The sequence below is a fragment of the Paraburkholderia sp. BL17N1 genome (assembly GCF_003634175.1).
Classification (GTDB): Bacteria; Pseudomonadota; Gammaproteobacteria; order Burkholderiales; family Burkholderiaceae; genus Paraburkholderia.
Genome location: NZ_RBIW01000001.1, coordinates 50,812 through 68,558, shown reverse-complemented (window position 1 = coordinate 68,558; position 17,747 = coordinate 50,812). Strand labels below are relative to the sequence as shown.

17 protein-coding genes and 1 tRNA gene are annotated in these 17,747 nt (G+C 60.8%); all 18 read left to right on the top strand.

The annotated features are described in order from the left end of the window. The first annotated feature begins 28 nt into the window (after positions 1–28). A complete protein-coding gene (gene rpsO, locus B0G82_RS00325; protein ID WP_011487489.1) occupies positions 29–301 on the top strand; it encodes a 30S ribosomal protein S15 in 273 nt (90 codons plus the stop codon). A gap of 344 nt (positions 302–645) precedes the next feature. Further along, positions 646–2,802, top strand: coding sequence for a polyribonucleotide nucleotidyltransferase (gene pnp / locus B0G82_RS00320; protein WP_181916771.1), 2,157 nt, complete (start codon positions 646–648; stop codon positions 2,800–2,802). 151 nt (positions 2,803–2,953) lie between these two features. Then, a complete protein-coding gene (locus B0G82_RS00315) occupies positions 2,954–3,970 on the top strand; it encodes an NAD(P)H-quinone oxidoreductase (protein ID WP_121306322.1) in 1,017 nt (338 codons plus the stop codon). A gap of 121 nt (positions 3,971–4,091) precedes the next feature. Next, positions 4,092–4,871, top strand: a complete 780-nt coding sequence (tpiA, locus tag B0G82_RS00310) for a triose-phosphate isomerase (RefSeq protein ID WP_121306321.1) — start codon at positions 4,092–4,094, stop codon at positions 4,869–4,871. Between the two features lie 82 nt (positions 4,872–4,953). Further along, a complete protein-coding gene (gene secG / locus B0G82_RS00305; protein ID WP_095419939.1) occupies positions 4,954–5,331 on the top strand; it encodes a preprotein translocase subunit SecG in 378 nt (125 codons plus the stop codon). A 113-nt stretch (positions 5,332–5,444) separates the two neighbouring features. Next, positions 5,445–5,529: transfer RNA gene (locus tag B0G82_RS00300), tRNA-Leu, on the top strand. A 162-nt stretch (positions 5,530–5,691) separates the two neighbouring features. Further along, a complete protein-coding gene (locus B0G82_RS00295; protein WP_013339872.1) occupies positions 5,692–6,051 on the top strand; it encodes an NADH-quinone oxidoreductase subunit A in 360 nt (119 codons plus the stop codon). Positions 6,052–6,114: 63 nt separating this feature from the next. After that, the gene (locus B0G82_RS00290; RefSeq protein WP_006052903.1) at positions 6,115–6,594 is read left to right on the top strand and encodes an NADH-quinone oxidoreductase subunit B; all 480 of its coding nucleotides are present in this window, start codon (positions 6,115–6,117) and stop codon (positions 6,592–6,594) included. A gap of 21 nt (positions 6,595–6,615) precedes the next feature. Further along, a complete protein-coding gene (locus B0G82_RS00285) occupies positions 6,616–7,218 on the top strand; it encodes an NADH-quinone oxidoreductase subunit C (RefSeq protein ID WP_106280363.1) in 603 nt (200 codons plus the stop codon). 9 nt (positions 7,219–7,227) lie between these two features. Continuing rightward, entirely contained in the window at positions 7,228–8,481 is a 1,254-nt protein-coding gene (locus B0G82_RS00280; RefSeq protein WP_012432378.1) for an NADH-quinone oxidoreductase subunit D, read from the top strand. A gap of 131 nt (positions 8,482–8,612) precedes the next feature. Further along, complete coding sequence (gene nuoE, locus B0G82_RS00275) at positions 8,613–9,098, top strand: NADH-quinone oxidoreductase subunit NuoE (protein WP_106280364.1); 486 nt, start codon at positions 8,613–8,615, stop codon at positions 9,096–9,098. After that, a complete protein-coding gene (nuoF, locus tag B0G82_RS00270; protein ID WP_116142448.1) occupies positions 9,095–10,423 on the top strand; it encodes an NADH-quinone oxidoreductase subunit NuoF in 1,329 nt (442 codons plus the stop codon). Before nuoE ends, nuoF begins: the two co-directional genes overlap by 4 nt. Positions 10,424–10,545: 122 nt before the next feature. After that, complete coding sequence (gene nuoG / locus B0G82_RS00265) at positions 10,546–12,879, top strand: NADH-quinone oxidoreductase subunit NuoG (RefSeq protein ID WP_121306320.1); 2,334 nt, start codon at positions 10,546–10,548, stop codon at positions 12,877–12,879. Next, entirely contained in the window at positions 12,880–13,944 is a 1,065-nt protein-coding gene (gene nuoH, locus B0G82_RS00260; RefSeq protein ID WP_116119428.1) for an NADH-quinone oxidoreductase subunit NuoH, read from the top strand. A 15-nt stretch (positions 13,945–13,959) separates the two neighbouring features. Next, on the top strand, positions 13,960–14,448 hold the full coding sequence (gene nuoI, locus B0G82_RS00255) for an NADH-quinone oxidoreductase subunit NuoI (protein WP_012432383.1): 489 nt from the start codon (positions 13,960–13,962) through the stop codon (positions 14,446–14,448). A 183-nt stretch (positions 14,449–14,631) separates the two neighbouring features. Further along, on the top strand, positions 14,632–15,327 hold the full coding sequence (locus B0G82_RS00250) for an NADH-quinone oxidoreductase subunit J (RefSeq protein WP_106280372.1): 696 nt from the start codon (positions 14,632–14,634) through the stop codon (positions 15,325–15,327). A 20-nt stretch (positions 15,328–15,347) separates the two neighbouring features. Then, positions 15,348–15,653: an NADH-quinone oxidoreductase subunit NuoK gene (gene nuoK, locus B0G82_RS00245; protein WP_013339863.1), complete on the top strand. Its 306-nt coding sequence runs from the start codon at positions 15,348–15,350 to the stop codon at positions 15,651–15,653. A gap of 17 nt (positions 15,654–15,670) precedes the next feature. Beyond that, the gene (gene nuoL / locus B0G82_RS00240) at positions 15,671–17,737 is read left to right on the top strand and encodes an NADH-quinone oxidoreductase subunit L (protein WP_121306319.1); all 2,067 of its coding nucleotides are present in this window, start codon (positions 15,671–15,673) and stop codon (positions 17,735–17,737) included. Positions 17,738–17,747: the final 10 nt, after the last annotated feature.

Here is a 17,747-nt window from a genome sequence, read left to right as displayed (position 1 = left end):
CGCCTGTCTAGTTCTTAAGGAAATCGACATGTCCGCAGTTGAAACAAGCAAGAAGTCCGAAGTCGTTGCGCAATTCGCACGCGCAGCCAATGACACCGGCTCCCCCGAAGTTCAGGTCGCGCTGCTCACGACCCGCATCAACGAACTGACCGTTCACTTCAAGGCACACACGAAAGATCACCACAGCCGCCGCGGTCTGCTGCGCATGGTGAGCCGCCGTCGTAAGCTGCTCGACTACCTGAAGGGTAAGGACGCGGATCGTTACCGCGCACTGATCGAGAAGCTGGGTCTGCGTAAGTAATCGGCCAGTCGTTCAGCAAGATGCCTGTGTCAGTTCCACTGATACAGGCATTTTGTTTTTGCACGGTGCGCTTCATGTGATGCGCGCCGGCTGTTCTCCGCAGTAGCGTGCCGGTTCATGCGGCGGGAGCAGCGAAGCAGTAATCAAGCAGTAGAGCAGGCAGTAAAGAAGGGATTCACGGCCGGGCTTCAGGGGCGGAGCTTTGTGTCATTCCAGCGGTTCGCGCGTACTCATCGTAAGGCGTGGTTCTCTGGAATGGCATAACACTACTCTTCCCATGCGGCGCCGGTCCTGGCGTTGCCGCGCCGCTTCTGGTCCGCGCGGCATTACGAAGAGGAAAAGCAATGACTATGTTCAATAAGATCGTCAAAGAATTTCAGTGGGGACAACACAAGGTTCGCCTCGAAACCGGCGAAATCGCTCGCCAGGCGAGCGGTGCCGTGATCGTCGACGTCGAAGATACCGTGGTGCTGGCCACCGTGGTCGGCGCCAAGACCGCCAAGCCGGGTCAGGACTTCTTCCCGCTGACCGTCGACTACCTCGAAAAGACCTACGCCGCCGGTAAGATCCCGGGTGGCTTCTTCCGCCGTGAAGGCCGTCCGTCGGAAGGCGAAACGCTGATCTCGCGCCTGATCGATCGCCCGCTGCGTCCGCTGTTCCCGGAAGGCTTCTACAACGAAGTCCAGGTCGTGATCCACGTCCTGTCGCTGAACCCCGAAATCCCCGCCGACATCCCCGCGCTGATCGGCGCGTCGGCGGCGCTCGCCGTGTCCGGTCTGCCGTTCAACGGCCCGGTCGGCGCAGCACGCGTGGCCTACATCAACAACGAATACGTGTTGAACCCGACGCGTCCGCAAATGAAGGAATCGGCGCTCGACCTGATCGTCGCCGGTACGGAACGCGCGGTGCTGATGGTGGAATCGGAAGCGCAGCAACTGAGCGAAGAAGTGATGCTCGGCGGTGTGGTGTTCGGTCATGAGCAAATGCAGATCGCGATCGACGCGATCCACGATCTGGTCCGTGAAGGCGGCAAGCCGGAATGGGATTGGCAACCGGCGGCGAAGAACGAGCCGTTGATCGCGCGCGTGACGGAACTGGCGCAAGCCGACCTGCTGGCTGCGTATCAACTGCGCGACAAGCAAGCCCGTTCGACCAAGCTCAAGGAAGTCTACGCGGCGACGTCGAAGAAGCTGGAAGAAGAAGCTGCAGCGGGCGGCACGGTGGCGGCCGACAAGGCAACCGTCGGCAACGTGCTGTTCGATATCGAAGCGAAGATTGTCCGTACGCAGATCCTGAACGGCGAACCGCGTATCGACGGCCGCGACACGCGTACCGTGCGCCCGATCGAAATCCGTACCGGCGTGCTGCCGCGTACCCACGGTTCGGCACTGTTCACGCGCGGCGAAACGCAAGCGATGGTGGTGGCCACGTTGGGCACCAAGGGCGACGAGCAGAACATCGACGCGCTCGAAGGCGAGTACCGCGAACGCTTCATGCTCCACTACAACATGCCTCCGTTCGCGACCGGCGAAACGGGCCGCGTCGGTTCGCCGAAGCGCCGTGAAATCGGTCACGGCCGTCTGGCCAAGCGCGCGCTGGCTGCATGCCTGCCGAGCGCCGACGAATTCGGCTACTCGATCCGCGTCGTGTCGGAAATCACGGAATCGAACGGTTCCTCGTCGATGGCTTCGGTGTGCGGCGGCTGCCTCGCGCTGATGGACGCCGGCGTGCCGATGAAGGCGCACGTCGCCGGCATCGCCATGGGCCTGATCCTGGAAGGCAACAAGTTTGCCGTGCTGACCGACATCCTCGGCGACGAAGATCACCTCGGCGACATGGACTTCAAGGTGGCGGGCACGGAACAAGGCGTGACCGCGCTGCAGATGGACATCAAGATCCAGGGCATCACCAAGGAAATCATGCAGGTCGCCCTCGCGCAAGCGAAGGAAGGCCGTATGCACATCCTGAGCAAGATGACCTCGGCGGTGTCGGGCGCGAACACGGTGCTGTCGGACTACGCACCGCGCATGATCACCATCAAGATCAATCCGGAAAAGATCCGCGACGTGATCGGCAAGGGTGGTTCGGTGATCCGCGCGCTGACCGAAGAAACCGGCACGACGATCGATATTTCGGACGACGGCGTCGTCACCATCGCCAGCACGAGCAGCGAAGGGATGGCCGAAGCGAAGAAGCGTATCGAGAACATCACGCTGGAAGTCGAAGTGGGCCAGGTGTACGAAGGCACCGTGCTCAAGCTGCTCGATTTCGGCGCGATCGTGAACATCCTGCCGGGCAAGGACGGTCTGCTGCATATTTCCGAAATCGCCAACGAGCGTATCAAGGACATCAACGACTACCTGAAGGATGGCCAGCAAGTGAAGGTCAAGGTCATCCAGACGGACGAAAAGGGCCGCGTGCGTTTGTCGGCCAAGGCGTTGCTGAACGAAGGCGCGAATGGCGCAAGCGGCGCGCCGCAAGGCGAGCCGACGCCGCAGTAATGCGGTAGCGGAACAACGGCCGGCAGCGCGAATGCGCGCCGGCCGTTTTTTATGAAGGCTGCAGGGTGGATTGCGTTGCAGGTAATTAGAAACGGGTACTCTACCTGTTCATTCCGGCATGCAACGCAATCCAATCTTGGAGTTGACGCAGATGAAAGCGATCGAAATCACCGAATTCGGAGCGCCGGAAGTCCTGAAGCTGGCTGAGCGGCCCACGCCGCAGCCTAAAGCAGGCGAGGTGCTGATCAAGGTGGCCGCATCCGGCATCAACCGTCCGGACGTGTTCCAGCGCAAGGGCGGCTATGCGCCGCCGCCGGGCGCATCGGATCTGCCGGGGCTGGAAGTGGCGGGCGAAATCGTCGAAGGAAACATCGACGAGAAGAACAACCCGTTCGGTCTGAAGGTAGGCGATCGCGTGTGCGCGTTGCTGGCCGGCGGCGGCTACGCGGAATACGCGGTTGCGCCATTGTTGCAATGCCTGCCGGTGCCGGCCGGTTTGTCCGATGTCGAAGCTGCTTCGCTGCCCGAAACATTCTTCACGGTGTGGAGCAATGTGTTCGACCGTGCGCAACTCGGCAAGGGCGAAGGCGCGCCGAACGAAACGCTGCTGGTGCAGGGCGGTTCGAGCGGCATCGGCGTGACGGCGATCCAGATTGCGCATGCGCTCGGCTTTCGCGTGTTCGCAACCGCCGGCTCGGACGAAAAGTGCCGCGCATGTGAAGCGCTCGGCGCCGAGCGCGCGATCAACTACAAGACTGAAGATTTCGTCGAAGTGATCAAGTCGCTGACCAACGATCGCGGTGTCGACGTGGTGCTCGACATGGTGGCGGGCAGTTATGTGTCGCGCGAGCTGACGGCGTTGGTGGATGGCGGCCGCATTGTGCTGATCGCGTTGCTGGGCGGCGCGAAAGCGGAGCTGAACCTGAACGAAGTGTTGCGCCGCCGTTTGACGGTGACGGGTTCGACGCTGCGTCCGCGGCCGATCGAATTCAAGGCGAAGATTGCCGCGCAGTTGAAAGAGCACGTGTGGCCGCATCTCGAGGATGGGCGCATCAAGCCCGTGGTGCATCGCGTATTTCCAGCCGCGCAGGCTGCTGACGCGCACACGCTGATGGAGAGCAGCACGCATGTCGGCAAGATCGTACTGTCTTGGGGTCAGGACGCTTGACACGGTCGGTTTGACCCGATCCACCCCACGCAGTAAAATTGCGCGTTTTGCGCACGCCGCATGAAACCGAAAGGCGGACTGTAAGCGCAAACGAAGTCCGCCGCCAAGACAAGACGAGACGATGTCGAAACAACGAGCCAAGCTGGTAGTCGGTAACTGGAAGATGCACGGGCGCCTCGCCGAGAATGCCGCGTTGTTGCAAGCGGTGGCACAAGGCGCGGGCGAATTGCCGGCCGACGTGCGCGTCGGCGTCTGTGTGCCGAGTCCGTATCTCGCGCAGTCTCAATCGTTGCTGGCCGGCAGCCCGGTCCTATGGGGCGTGCAGGACGTGTCGGCGTTCACCCACGGCGCCTATACCGGCGAAGTGGCCGCGCCGATGGTGGTCGAGTTTGGCGCCACGCTCGCGATCGTTGGGCACTCGGAGCGCCGTGCCTATCATCGCGAAAGCGCTGAGCTGGTCGCGGTCAAAACGCAGCGCGCGCTGGAAGCGGGTCTGACGCCGATCGTTTGCGTCGGCGAAACGCTTGAAGAGCGCGAAGCCGGTTCCACCGAGCAGGTGGTCGGCACGCAACTCGACGAAGTGCTGGCGAAATTGTCGGTGCAAGAGGCGGCGAAGCTTGTCGTCGCGTATGAGCCGGTTTGGGCGATCGGCACCGGCAAGAGCGCAAGCTCGGAGCAGGCGCAGGCAGTTCATGCGTTCCTGCGTGCGCGTCTGGCGGCAAAAGGCGCGGCGGTGGCGGATGTGCCGTTGCTTTACGGCGGCAGCGTGAAACCGGAAAACGCGGAAGAACTGTTCCGCCAGCCGGATATCGACGGTGGCCTGATTGGCGGCGCGTCGTTGAAAGACCAGGATTTCCTGGCGATCTGCAAGGCGGCGGCCGCAACGAGCGTCGCCGGTTAAGCAGGGCGCTTTGGCGAGGATGACCCCATCCCGTGCAACACGCAGTGTGTGGCGCGGTTAAATAAAGACTCAGGTGAGTGTGATGCTGTATTTGAAAACATTGATTATCGTCGTTCAGCTGTTGTCGGCACTTGGGGTGATTGGCCTCGTTTTGCTGCAACACGGCAAAGGCGCCGATATGGGTGCGGCTTTTGGTAGCGGCGCGTCCGGCAGTCTGTTCGGTGCGACCGGTTCGGCGAACTTTTTGTCGCGTACAACCGCGGTTCTCGCAGCGGTGTTTTTTGTCACCACGCTGACGCTCACTTACCTCGGCGCGTATCGTGCGAAACCTTCCGCAGGCGTGCTGGGCGCGGCTGTCACCGCACCGGTCGCGGCCTCGGCTGCTTCGGCACCGGCAGGTGGCTCGGCTGTTTTGCCGGCGTCGGCTGCGTCGGTCCCGGCGACCGACGTGCCGAAATAAATTTTCGTTCAAACGTGCTTTTGTGCGTTGAACAATCTGTTTAGACCAGTTACAATCTAAGTCTTGAAGCGATTCGCGGGTTTTATAAGTTGTTTTCCCGGATTGCATGCAGTGCCGACGTGGTGAAATTGGTAGACACGCTATCTTGAGGGGGTAGTGGCGAAAGCTGTGCGAGTTCGAGTCTCGCCGTCGGCACCAAAATGTTATCTAAATGCCAGCCGCTTGCTTCGCTTCGGCTGGCATTTTCACTTCTGGCGTGCGGCTTGCGTTGGGCTTGCGGCATGTGCGTTTCGGAAGTGATTTCGCGTCAGGAGTGCTATGCTCCTGACGGCACTCAGAACCAACCGATTGAGGATAGTCTTGAACCTCGCAGCCTATTTCCCCGTCTTGTTGTTCCTCGTTGTGGGCACCGGTTTAGGCGTAGCACTGGTCAGTATCGGCAAGATCCTCGGTCCCAACAAGCCTGATACCGAGAAAAACGCACCGTACGAGTGCGGCTTCGAAGCATTCGAAGACGCGCGCATGAAGTTCGATGTGCGCTATTACCTCGTCGCCATTCTCTTCATCATTTTCGATCTTGAAACCGCGTTCCTGTTTCCGTGGGGCGTCGCCCTGCGCGACATCGGCTGGCCCGGTTTCATGGCAATGATGATTTTCCTGCTCGAATTCCTGTTGGGCTTCGCCTATATCTGGAAGAAAGGCGGCCTCGACTGGGAATGATGGATTAATCGCCGGTTTGCGTGGGTGGCCAAGGCTTGCCACCCCGTCTGGAGTGGAAAGCAAATGAGTATCGAAGGGGTCTTGAAGGAAGGGTTTGTCACCACCACAGCTGACAAACTGATCAACTGGACGCGCACCGGCTCGCTGTGGCCGATGACGTTCGGTCTTGCGTGCTGTGCGGTCGAGATGATGCATGCGGGCGCTGCCCGTTATGACCTCGACCGTTTCGGCGTGGTGTTTCGTCCGAGTCCGCGTCAGTCGGACGTGATGATCGTCGCCGGCACGCTGTGCAACAAGATGGCGCCGGCTCTGCGCAAGGTCTACGACCAGATGGCCGAGCCGCGCTGGGTGATCTCGATGGGCTCGTGCGCGAACGGCGGCGGCTATTACCACTACTCGTATTCGGTGGTGCGCGGCTGTGACCGGATCGTGCCCGTGGACGTCTACGTGCCGGGTTGTCCGCCCACGGCGGAAGCGCTGGTGTACGGCGTGATCCAGCTGCAGGCCAAGATTCGCCGCACCAACACAATCGCCCGTCAATAAGGCCAACGCCTCCCCCACAATATGGCAAGCAAACTCGAGACCCTGAAAGCGAACCTCGAGGCGGCCTTTGGCGGCCTCCTGCTGAACCTCAGCGAAGCAATCGGTGAGTTGACGATCGTCGTGAAGGCTGGCGACTACCTCAACGTGGCAACGCGTCTGCGCGACGACCGCTCGCTCGGTTTCGAGCAATGCGTGGATCTGTGCGGCGTCGACTATCAGACTTACGCCGAAGGCGCTTACGACGGTCCGCGTTTCGCGGCCGTGCTGCATTTGTTGTCGGTGCAGAACAACTGGCGTCTGCGCCTGCGCGTGTTCGCGCCGGACGACGAAGTGCCGATCCTGCCGTCTGTCGTCGAGATCTGGAATTCGGTCAACTGGTACGAGCGCGAAGCATTCGACCTGTACGGCATCGTCTTCGAAGGCCACCCGGATCTGCGCCGCATCCTCACTGACTACGGTTTCATCGGTCACCCGTTCCGCAAAGATTTCCCTGTCTCCGGTTATGTCGAAATGCGTTACGACCCGGAAGAGAAGCGCGTCGTCTATCAGCCTGTGACGATCGAGCCGCGAGAAATCACGCCGCGCGTGATCCGCGAAGATCGCTATGGCGGTCTGAAACACTAAGAGAACGCCATGGCAGAGATCAAGAACTACACGCTCAACTTCGGCCCTCAGCATCCGGCAGCGCACGGTGTGCTGCGTCTCGTGCTCGAACTCGACGGCGAAGTCATCCAGCGCGCCGATCCGCACATCGGCCTGCTGCATCGCGCGACTGAAAAGCTCGCCGAAACCAAAACATTCATCCAGTCGGTGCCGTACATGGACCGTCTCGACTACGTGTCGATGATGGTCAACGAGCACGGCTACGTGATGGCGATCGAAAAGCTGCTCGGCATCGAGGTGCCGGTGCGCGCGCAATACATTCGCGTGATGTTCGACGAAGTCACGCGCGTGCTGAACCACCTGATGTGGATCGGCGCGCACGCGCTCGACGTCGGCGCAATGGCGGTGTTCCTGTACGCGTTCCGTGAACGCGAAGACCTGATGGACGTGTACGAAGCGGTGTCCGGCGCACGGATGCACGCGGCTTACTATCGTCCGGGCGGCGTCTATCGCGATCTGCCTGACGCAATGCCGCAATATAAAGCGTCGAAGATTCGCAATGCCAAGGCATTGTCGAAGATGAACGAGAACCGTCAGGGTTCGCTCCTCGACTTCATCGACGATTTCTTCACGCGTTTCCCGAAGTGCGTCGACGAATACGAAACGCTGCTTACCGACAACCGGATCTGGAAGCAACGTCTGGTCGGTATCGGCGTGGTCAGCCCGGAACGCGCGCTGAACCTCGGCATGACCGGTGCGATGCTGCGCGGTTCGGGTATCGAATGGGATTTGCGCAAGAAGCAACCGTACGAGGTCTACGACAAGCTCGATTTTGACATCCCGGTCGGGGTCAACGGCGACTGTTATGACCGATATTTGGTACGCGTAGAGGAAATGCGCCAGTCCACACGCATTGTGAAACAGTGCATTGAGTGGCTGCGTAAGAATCCCGGCCCCGTGATGATCGACAATCACAAGGTTGCGCCGCCGTCGCGCGTGGGCATGAAGTCGAACATGGAAGAGTTGATTCACCACTTCAAGCTCTTCACGGAAGGCTTTCATGTACCGGAAGGCGAGGCATACGCCGCGGTCGAGCATCCGAAGGGCGAGTTCGGCATCTATCTGATCTCCGACGGCGCCAACAAGCCGTATCGCCTGAAGATCCGCGCGCCGGGCTACGCACACCTGTCCACGCTCGATGAAATGGCGCGCGGTCACATGATCGCCGACGCCGTGACGATCATCGGCACGCAGGACATCGTGTTCGGCGAAGTGGATCGCTAGGACGTATTCATCAGAGCGCGCCTTCAGATTGCACCGAAGCGCGCGTCAAGCAAAGGAACGCCGGGTCTGTCGCATCATGCAGCGCGCGACAGGTTTTCGTTCGGTAGGAATTGAAAGAGTCGTGTCTGAAAATGATCTCAGCTGAAGGCCTGAAAGAAATCGATCGCGCGATCGCGAAGTATCCCGCCGATCAGAAACAGTCCGCCGTGATGTCGGCGTTGGCCACTGCTCAGGAAGAGCATGGCTGGCTGACGCCCGAACTCATGCAGTTCGTCGCGGACTATCTCGGCATGCCGGCAGTCGCCGTGCAGGAGGTGGCTACCTTCTACACGATGTACGAGACCTCGCCGGTCGGCAAATACAAGATCACGCTCTGCACCAACCTGCCGTGCCAGCTCGGCCCGGACGGCGGCTCGGACAGCGCTGCTGAATATCTGAAGCAGAAGCTCGGCATCGACTTCGGCGAAACCACGCCCGACGGCAAGTTCACCCTGAAAGAAGGTGAGTGCATGGGTTCGTGCGGCGACGCGCCGGTGATGCTGGTGAACAACCATCGCATGTGCAGCTTCATGAGCCGCGCGAAGATCGACCAGCTGCTCGAGGAACTTTCGAAATGACGTCTTTACACGATCGTCACATCAAACCGCTGATTCTCGCCGGCCTGAACGGCGACAACTGGCATCTCGAAGATTACGTGGCGCGCGGCGGTTACGCCCAGCTGCGCCGTATTCTGGAAGAGAAGATTCCGCCGGAGCAGGTGATCGCCGACGTCAAGGCGTCGGGTCTGCGTGGCCGTGGCGGTGCGGGCTTCCCGACCGGTCTGAAGTGGAGCTTCATGCCGCGTCAGTTCCCTGGCCAGAAGTACCTCGTCTGCAATTCGGACGAAGGCGAACCGGGCACGTTCAAAGACCGCGACATCCTGCGTTTCAACCCGCATTCGCTGATCGAAGGCATGGCCATCGGCGCGTACGCGATGGGCATTACGGTCGGCTACAACTATATTCACGGCGAGATTTGGGAAGTCTACAAACGCTTTGAACAGGCATTGGACGAAGCTCGCCGCGCCGGGTTCCTCGGCGAAAACATCATGGGTTCGGGCTTCTCGTTCGAACTTCATGCGCACCACGGTTACGGCGCCTATATCTGCGGCGAAGAAACCGCGTTGCTCGAATCGCTGGAAGGCAAGAAAGGCCAGCCGCGCTTCAAGCCGCCGTTCCCGGCGAGCTTCGGCGTGTACGGCAAGCCGACCACGATCAACAACACCGAGACGTTCGCCGCAGTGCCGTTCCTGCTCGCAATCGGCCCGCAGAATTACCTCGAAATCGGCAAGCCGAATAACGGCGGCACGAAGATTTTCTCGGTCGCCGGCGACGTCGAACGTCCGGGCAATTACGAAATTCCGCTCGGCACGCCGTTTTCCACGCTGATGGAACTCGCCGGCGGCATGCGCGGCGGCAAGAAGATCAAGGCCGTGATTCCTGGCGGCTCGTCGGCACCGGTGATTCCGGGCGACATGATGATGCAGACCGACATGGACTACGACTCGATCGCCAAGGCCGGCTCGATGCTCGGTTCAGGCGCGGTCATCGTCATGGACGAGACGCGTTGCATGGTGCGCTCGTTGTTGCGGCTGTCGTATTTCTATTACGAAGAATCGTGTGGTCAATGCACGCCTTGCCGCGAAGGCACGGGCTGGCTGTACCGCGTCGTGCATCGTATCGAGCATGGGCTCGGCCGTCCGGAAGATCTGGATCTGCTGAACTCGGTTGCTGAAAACATCATGGGCCGCACGATCTGCGCGCTCGGCGATGCAGCGGCCATGCCGGTTCGCGGCATGCTCAAGCACTACTGGGACGAGTTCGAATATCACGTTGCCCACAAGCATTGCCTTGTCGGCGGTCATGCCGGCGCAGCGGCGGCGTCGGAAACCGTAGCGGCTTGAGTCTGCGGATCAATAAGCAGATAAGTACGCAGAAGAACACGTCATCCGCGGGATTCATCGCCTGAAACGGTGATGAACGGGCGAACGATTGAGCGGTAACAGGTTAAGGAAGATTGACCATCATGGTTGAACTTGAAATAGACGGCAAGAAAGTAGAGGTGCCTGAAGGCAGCATGGTGATCCAGGCTGCGCATAAGGTCGACACGTACATTCCTCACTTCTGCTATCACAAGAAGCTGTCGATTGCGGCCAACTGCCGGATGTGTCTGGTCGATGTCGAAAAGATGCCGAAGGCGGTGCCTGCATGCGCCACGCCGGTATCGGCCGGCATGATCGTGCGCACCAAGTCGGACAAAGCGGTGAAGGGCCAGCAAGCCGTGATGGAATTCCTGCTGATCAATCACCCGCTGGATTGCCCGATCTGCGACCAGGGCGGCGAGTGTCAGTTGCAGGATCTGGCCGTCGGTTACGGCAAGTCGGGATCGCGCTATAGCGAAGAAAAGCGCGTGGTGTTCCACAAGAACGTCGGCCCGCTGATCTCCATGGAAGAAATGTCGCGCTGCATTCACTGCACGCGTTGCGTCCGTTTCGGTCAGGAAGTGGCCGGCGTGATGGAACTCGGCATGCTGGGCCGCGGCGAGCATTCGGAAATCACATCGTTCGTCGGCAAGACGGTGGATTCGGAGCTGTCGGGCAACATGATCGATCTGTGCCCGGTCGGCGCGCTGACCAGCAAGCCGTTCCGCTACAGCGCCCGTACGTGGGAACTGTCGCGCCGCAAGTCGGTGAGCCCGCATGATTCCGTCGGCGCGAACCTCGTGGTGCAGGTGAAGAACAATCGCGTGATGCGCGTTCTGCCGTTCGAAAACGAATCGATCAACGAATGCTGGATTTCGGATAAAGACCGTTTCTCGTACGAAGGCCTGAACAGCCCCGAGCGTCTGACCCAGCCTATGCTCAAGCAAGGCGGCAAATGGGTCGAGACCGACTGGCAAACCGCGCTCGAATATGTGGTGAAGGGACTGAAGGGCATCAAGGGCGACCACGGCGCGAATGCGCTGGCCGCGCTCGGCAGCGCCCACAGCACCGTCGAGGAACTGTTCCTGTTGAAGCAACTCGCGCAAGCGGTCGGCACGCCTAACGTCGACTTCCGTCTGCGTCAGTCGGATTTCTCCGCACCGGTCAGCGGCACGCCGTGGCTCGGCACGGCGATCGCCGATCTGTCGAACATCGACGCCGCACTGGTGATCGGCTCGGATCTGCGTCGCGATCATCCTCTGTTCGCCGCGCGTCTGCGTCAGGCCGCCAAGGGCGGCGCGAAGCTCACGCTCGTGCAATCCACTAACGACGATGCGCTGATTCCGCAAGCGGAGCGCGTTGTGGCAGCGCCGTCCGCATGGCTCGAGGCGCTGGCTGGGATCGCCGGCGCGGTGTCGGAAGCGAACGGCGTGGCACTGCCGGAAGCCTTCGCCGGCACGCAACCCTCGGATGCGCACAAGAAAGTCGCGAAGTCGCTCGCCACGGGCGAACGTCGCCTGGTGTTGCTGGGCAACAGCGCGGTCCGTCATCCGGACTTCGCTGTCATTCACGCCGCGGCGCAATGGATCGCGGACGCGACCGGCGCGACGCTCGGCTTCCTGACGGAAGCGGCCAACACGGTCGGCGCGCATCTCGTGAACGCGTTGCCGGGCGAGGGCGGTCTGAACGCTCGCGAAGTATTCGAGCAACCGCGCAAGGGTTATGTGCTGCTGAACGTCGAACCGGAGTTCGACACGGCCAATCCGGCGCAGGCTGTGGCCGCGCTGAAGCAGGCTGAAATGGTTGTCGTGATGTCGCCGTTCCAGACCGGCGCGGAATACGCCGACGTGCTGCTGCCGATCGCTCCGTACACGGAAACGGCCGGCACGTTCGTCAACGCCGAAGGTACGGTGCAGACGTTCAACGGCGTCGTGCGTCCGCTCGGTGACACGCGTCCGGCATGGAAGGTGTTGCGCGTGCTGGGCAGCCTGCTGGGCCTGCCCGGCTTCGAATTCGACACCTCGGAAGAAGTGCGCGCGGCCGCTCTCGGCGACGGCGAACTGAACTCGCGTCTGTCGAACAAGACGGGCGCCACGGTTGCACGCGGCAAGGCGGCGAAGGCAGCGGAAGGCAAGTTCGAACGTATCGCGAACGTGCCGATCTATCACGCCGATGCGCTGGTGCGTCGCGCCGAGTCGTTGCATTTGACCGCTGCAGCACGTGCGGCGAATACGGTCGGTCTGCCCGCTGGGCTGTTCGACAAACTGGGTTTGAAGGAAGGCGACGCGGTGCGCGTGCGCCAGGGCGAGCAATCGGTGCAGTTGCCGGCCGTGCGTGACGCTAATCTTGCGGAGACGGTCGTCCGCGTATCGGCGGCTACGCCTGCCGGTGCAGCGCTGGGCAGCCTGTTCGGTGAACTGGTGGTGGAGAAGGCGTAAATGAGCTTGTTCGATACGATCAACTCGGGCGGCACCCAGCTTCTCGGTGTGGCATGGCCCACGGTGTGGGCACTGGTGCGCATCCTGGTGGTGGCCGTCGTGATCCTGCTGTGCGTGGCTTACCTGATTCTGTGGGAGCGTAAGCTGATCGGCTGGATGCACGTGCGTCTCGGCCCGAACCGCGTCGGCCCCGCAGGTTTGCTGCAGCCGATCGCCGACGTGCTGAAGCTGTTGCTGAAAGAAGTGATTCAGCCAGCGCAGGCGAGCCGCTGGATCTACCTGATCGCGCCGATCATGGTGGTGGTGCCGGCGTTCGCGGTCTGGGCGGTGATTCCGTTCCAGGCGGGCGCGGTGCTCGGCGACATCAACGCAGGTCTGCTGTACGCAATGGCGATCTCGTCGATCGGCGTGTACGGCGTGATTCTGGCCGGTTGGGCGTCGAACTCGAAATATGCGTTCCTCGGCGCGATGCGCGCCGCAGCGCAGATGGTCTCGTACGAAATCTCGATGGGCTTCGCGCTCGTCGTCGTGCTCATGACCGCCGGCACGCTGAACCTGTCGGGCATCGTCGCTTCGCAGGAACATGGCATCTTCGCGTCGTACGGCTTGAACTTCCTGTCGTGGAACTGGCTGCCGCTGCTGCCCATGTTCGTCGTGTACTTCATCTCGGGCATCGCCGAAACGAACCGTCACCCGTTCGACGTGGTGGAAGGGGAGTCGGAAATCGTCGCGGGCCACATGATCGATTATTCGGGTATGGCGTTCGCGCTGTTCTTCCTTGCCGAGTACATCAACATGATCGTGATCTCGGCATTGGCTGCAACGCTGTTCCTTGGTGGCTGGAGCGCTCCGTTCGGGTTTCTGTCGTTCATCCCGGGCATCTTCTGGCTGGTCCTCAAGGTTTTCTTCCTGTTGTCGGTGTTCATCTGGGCGCGTGCCACATTCCCGCGCTATCGCTATGACCAGATCATGCGTCTGGGCTGGAAGATCTTCATTCCGGTCTGCGTGGTGTGGCTGGTGGTGGTCGGCTTCTGGATCATGTCGCCGTTGAACATCTGGAAATAAAGGGCGGATGAACCCATGACCGCAATCCAAAACTTTTTCAAGACCTTCTTCCTCACGGAACTGCTCAAAGGCCTCGCGCTGACCGGACGTTATACGTTCCAACGCAAGGTGACCGTGCAGTTTCCGGAAGAGAAGACCCCGATTTCGCCGCGTTTCCGCGGCCTGCACGCGCTGCGCCGCTATGAAAACGGCGAAGAGCGCTGCATCGCCTGCAAGCTGTGCGAAGCGGTGTGCCCGGCGCTCGCCATTACGATCGAGTCGGAAACGCGCGCGGACAACACCCGTCGCACCACGCGTTACGACATCGACCTGACCAAGTGCATCTTCTGCGGTTTCTGTGAAGAAAGCTGCCCGGTCGATTCGATCGTCGAAACGCACATTCTCGAGTATCACGGCGAGAAGCGTGGCGACCTGTACTTCACGAAAGACATGCTGCTGGCCGTGGGCGATCGTTATGAAGCGGAGATCGCGGCGAACAAGGCAGCCGACGCACCGTATCGTTGAAGCGCTTTATCCAGTTAAAGCAGTAAATGCAGCAATCACGGCCTGTTGTCGGGCCGGGCGCCGCGGCCCGAACGCCGCGGCACGGCGCACCTGTGCGGCTGTTCTGGCGGTATGCCAGCGGTATGTCAACCACAAGTGCCAAAGAACAATGCCTGACGATGGCCTAACGATGAACCGGTAATCATGGAATTCACGACCGTACTGTTCTACATCTTCGCGCTGCTCCTGGTGGTTTCAGGGCTGAAGGTGATCACCTCGCGCAACCCGGTGTCGTCCGCACTGTTTCTGGTGCTGGCGTTCTTCAACGCAGCCGCGATCTGGATGCTGCTGCAGGCCGAGTTCCTTGCGATCCTGCTGGTGCTGGTCTACGTCGGCGCGGTGATGGTGCTGTTCCTGTTCGTCGTGATGATGCTGGACATCAACATCGACGTGCTGCGTAAAGACTTCAAACGCTTCGTGCCAATGGCCACGCTGGTGGGCGCGATCATCGTGATCGAAACCGCGCTGATTCTCTGGCACGGTTACGGCGCGACCGCCACGGCGCTGCGTGACACCACGGCCGCCGCGAATGGCATGGGCGACTGGTCGAACACGCGCCTGATCGGCAAGGTCATCTACACCGACTATATCTTCGCGTTCGAAGTGGCCGGTCTGGTGCTGCTGGTGGCGATCATCGCGGCGATTGCGCTGACCACGAGTCATAAGAAAGACAGCAAACGTCAGAACGTCAGCGAACAGGTCAAGGTACGGGCTCAAGACCGCGTGCGCGTCGTGAAGATGAAATCGGAAAAGACCGCGGCAACCGTCGCGGCGGAAGAAGCCGCGGCAGCGGCAGCGGCAGCGGCAGCGGCCGACTCGGCACCAGCCAAGAACAGCTGAGCGGACAGGAGATAGAAATCATGTTGACCCTTGCCCATTACCTTGTCCTCGGCGCGATCCTGTTTGCGATCAGCGTCGTCGGCATTTTCCTGAACCGTCGCAACGTCATCATCATTTTGATGGCGATCGAATTGATGCTGCTCGCGGTGAACACCAACTTCGTCGCGTTCTCGCATTACCTCGGCGACGTGCATGGTCAGATCTTCGTCTTCTTCGTGCTGACGGTTGCGGCAGCGGAGGCGGCAATCGGCCTCGCGATTCTGGTGACCCTGTTCCGTAGTCTCGACACGATCAATGTCGAGGATCTCGATCAGCTCAAAGGTTAATTTCAGGAAAAGCGGTTATGTCCACGATACTCAATGAAAACCTGCTGCTGGCGATTCCGCTGGCACCGCTGGCCGGCTGTCTGGTTGCCGGTCTGGCCGGAAAAGCGGTAGGGCGAGCCGGTGCGCATTCGGTCACGATCCTCGGCGTCGCGATCTCGTTCATCCTGTCGGCGATCGTATTCTTCCAGGTGCTGGACGGCGCGAGCTTCAACGCGACCATCTACGAATGGATGTCGATCGGCAAGACGAAGTTCGAGATCGGCTTTCTGGTCGACTCGCTGACGGCCATGATGATGTGCGTGGTGACCTTCGTGTCGCTCATGGTGCACATCTACACGATCGGCTACATGGCCGACGAGGACGGCTACCAGCGCTTCTTCTCGTACATCTCGCTGTTCACGTTCTCGATGTTGATGCTCGTGATGAGCAACAACTTCCTGCAGCTGTTCTTCGGCTGGGAAGCGGTGGGTCTGGTGTCGTACCTGCTGATCGGCTTCTACTTCACGCGTCCCACGGCGATCTACGCGAACATGAAGGCGTTCATCGTGAACCGCATCGGCGACTTCGGCTTTTTGCTGGGTATCGGCCTGCTGTTCGCGTTCGCCGGTTCGATGAACTACGGCGACGTGTTCGCGAAGCGCACCGAACTCGCGGCACTGACCTTTCCCGGTACGGACTGGGGTTTGCTGACGGTGGCGTGTATTTGCCTCTTCATCGGCGCGATGGGTAAGTCGGCGCAGTTCCCGCTGCATGTCTGGCTGCCGGATTCGATGGAAGGCCCGACGCCGATTTCCGCACTGATTCACGCGGCAACCATGGTGACGGCCGGTATCTTCATGGTCACGCGCATGTCGCCGCTGTTCGAACTGTCGGATACGGCGCTCTCGTTCGTGATGGTCATCGGCGCGATTACAGCGCTGTTCATGGGCTTCCTTGGGATCATCCAGAACGACATCAAGCGCGTGGTGGCGTATTCCACGCTGTCGCAACTGGGTTACATGACCGTTGCGCTGGGCGCGTCGGCCTACTCGGTCGCCGTGTTCCACCTGATGACGCACGCGTTCTTCAAGGCGCTGCTGTTCCTCGGCGCGGGTTCGGTGATCATCGGCATGCATCACGATCAGGACATCCGCAACATGGGCGGCCTGCGCAAGTACATGCCGATCACTTGGATCACGTCGCTGGTCGGTTCGCTGGCGCTGATCGGCACGCCGTTCTTCTCAGGCTTTTACTCGAAAGACTCGATCATCGACGCAGTGAAGCTGTCGCATCTGCCGGGTGCGGGCTTCGCGTACTTCGCGGTGGTGGCGAGCGTCTTCGTGACCGCGTTGTATTCGTTCCGTATGTACTTCCTGGTGTTCCACGGCGAGGAGCGCTTCCGCGGTCCGAAGCATCCGGAATCGCCGATGGGCATCGAAGCCGCGGCGCATGCACATGACGCGCACGGCCACGACGCGCACGGCCATGGTCACGACGACCACGCTCACGAGCCGCACGAAACGCCGTGGGTGGTGTGGCTGCCGCTGGTGCTGCTGGCGATTCCGTCGGTGGTGATCGGCGCAATCGGCATCGGCCCGATGCTGTACGGCGACTTCTTCCAGCACGGCGTGGCGTTCGACAAGGTGATCTTCATCGGCGAAAACCATCCGGCGTTGCATGAGATGGCCGAAGAGTTCCAGGGCTGGGCATCGATGGGCCTGCACTCGGTTGCGGGTCTGCCGGTCTGGCTGGCGCTCGCGGGTGTGGTGGTCGCGTGGTTCCTGTACCTGGTTCGTCCGGACCTGCCGGCTGTCATCAAGCGCGCGTTCGGCCCGATCTACACGTTGCTCGACAACAAGTACTACATGGACAAGATCAACGAAGTCGTGTTCGCGCGGGGCGCCGTGGCAATTGGCCGTGGTCTCTGGAAGGAAGGCGACGTCGTGGTGATCGACGGCATCGTCAACGGCAGCGCACGCTTTATCGGCTGGTTCGCCGGCGTGATCCGCTTCCTCCAATCCGGCTACATCTATCACTACGCGTTCGCCATGATTATCGGCATGCTGGGGCTCCTGACCCTGTTTGTAACGCTCGGCGGCAAATAAGGCGAGGGAC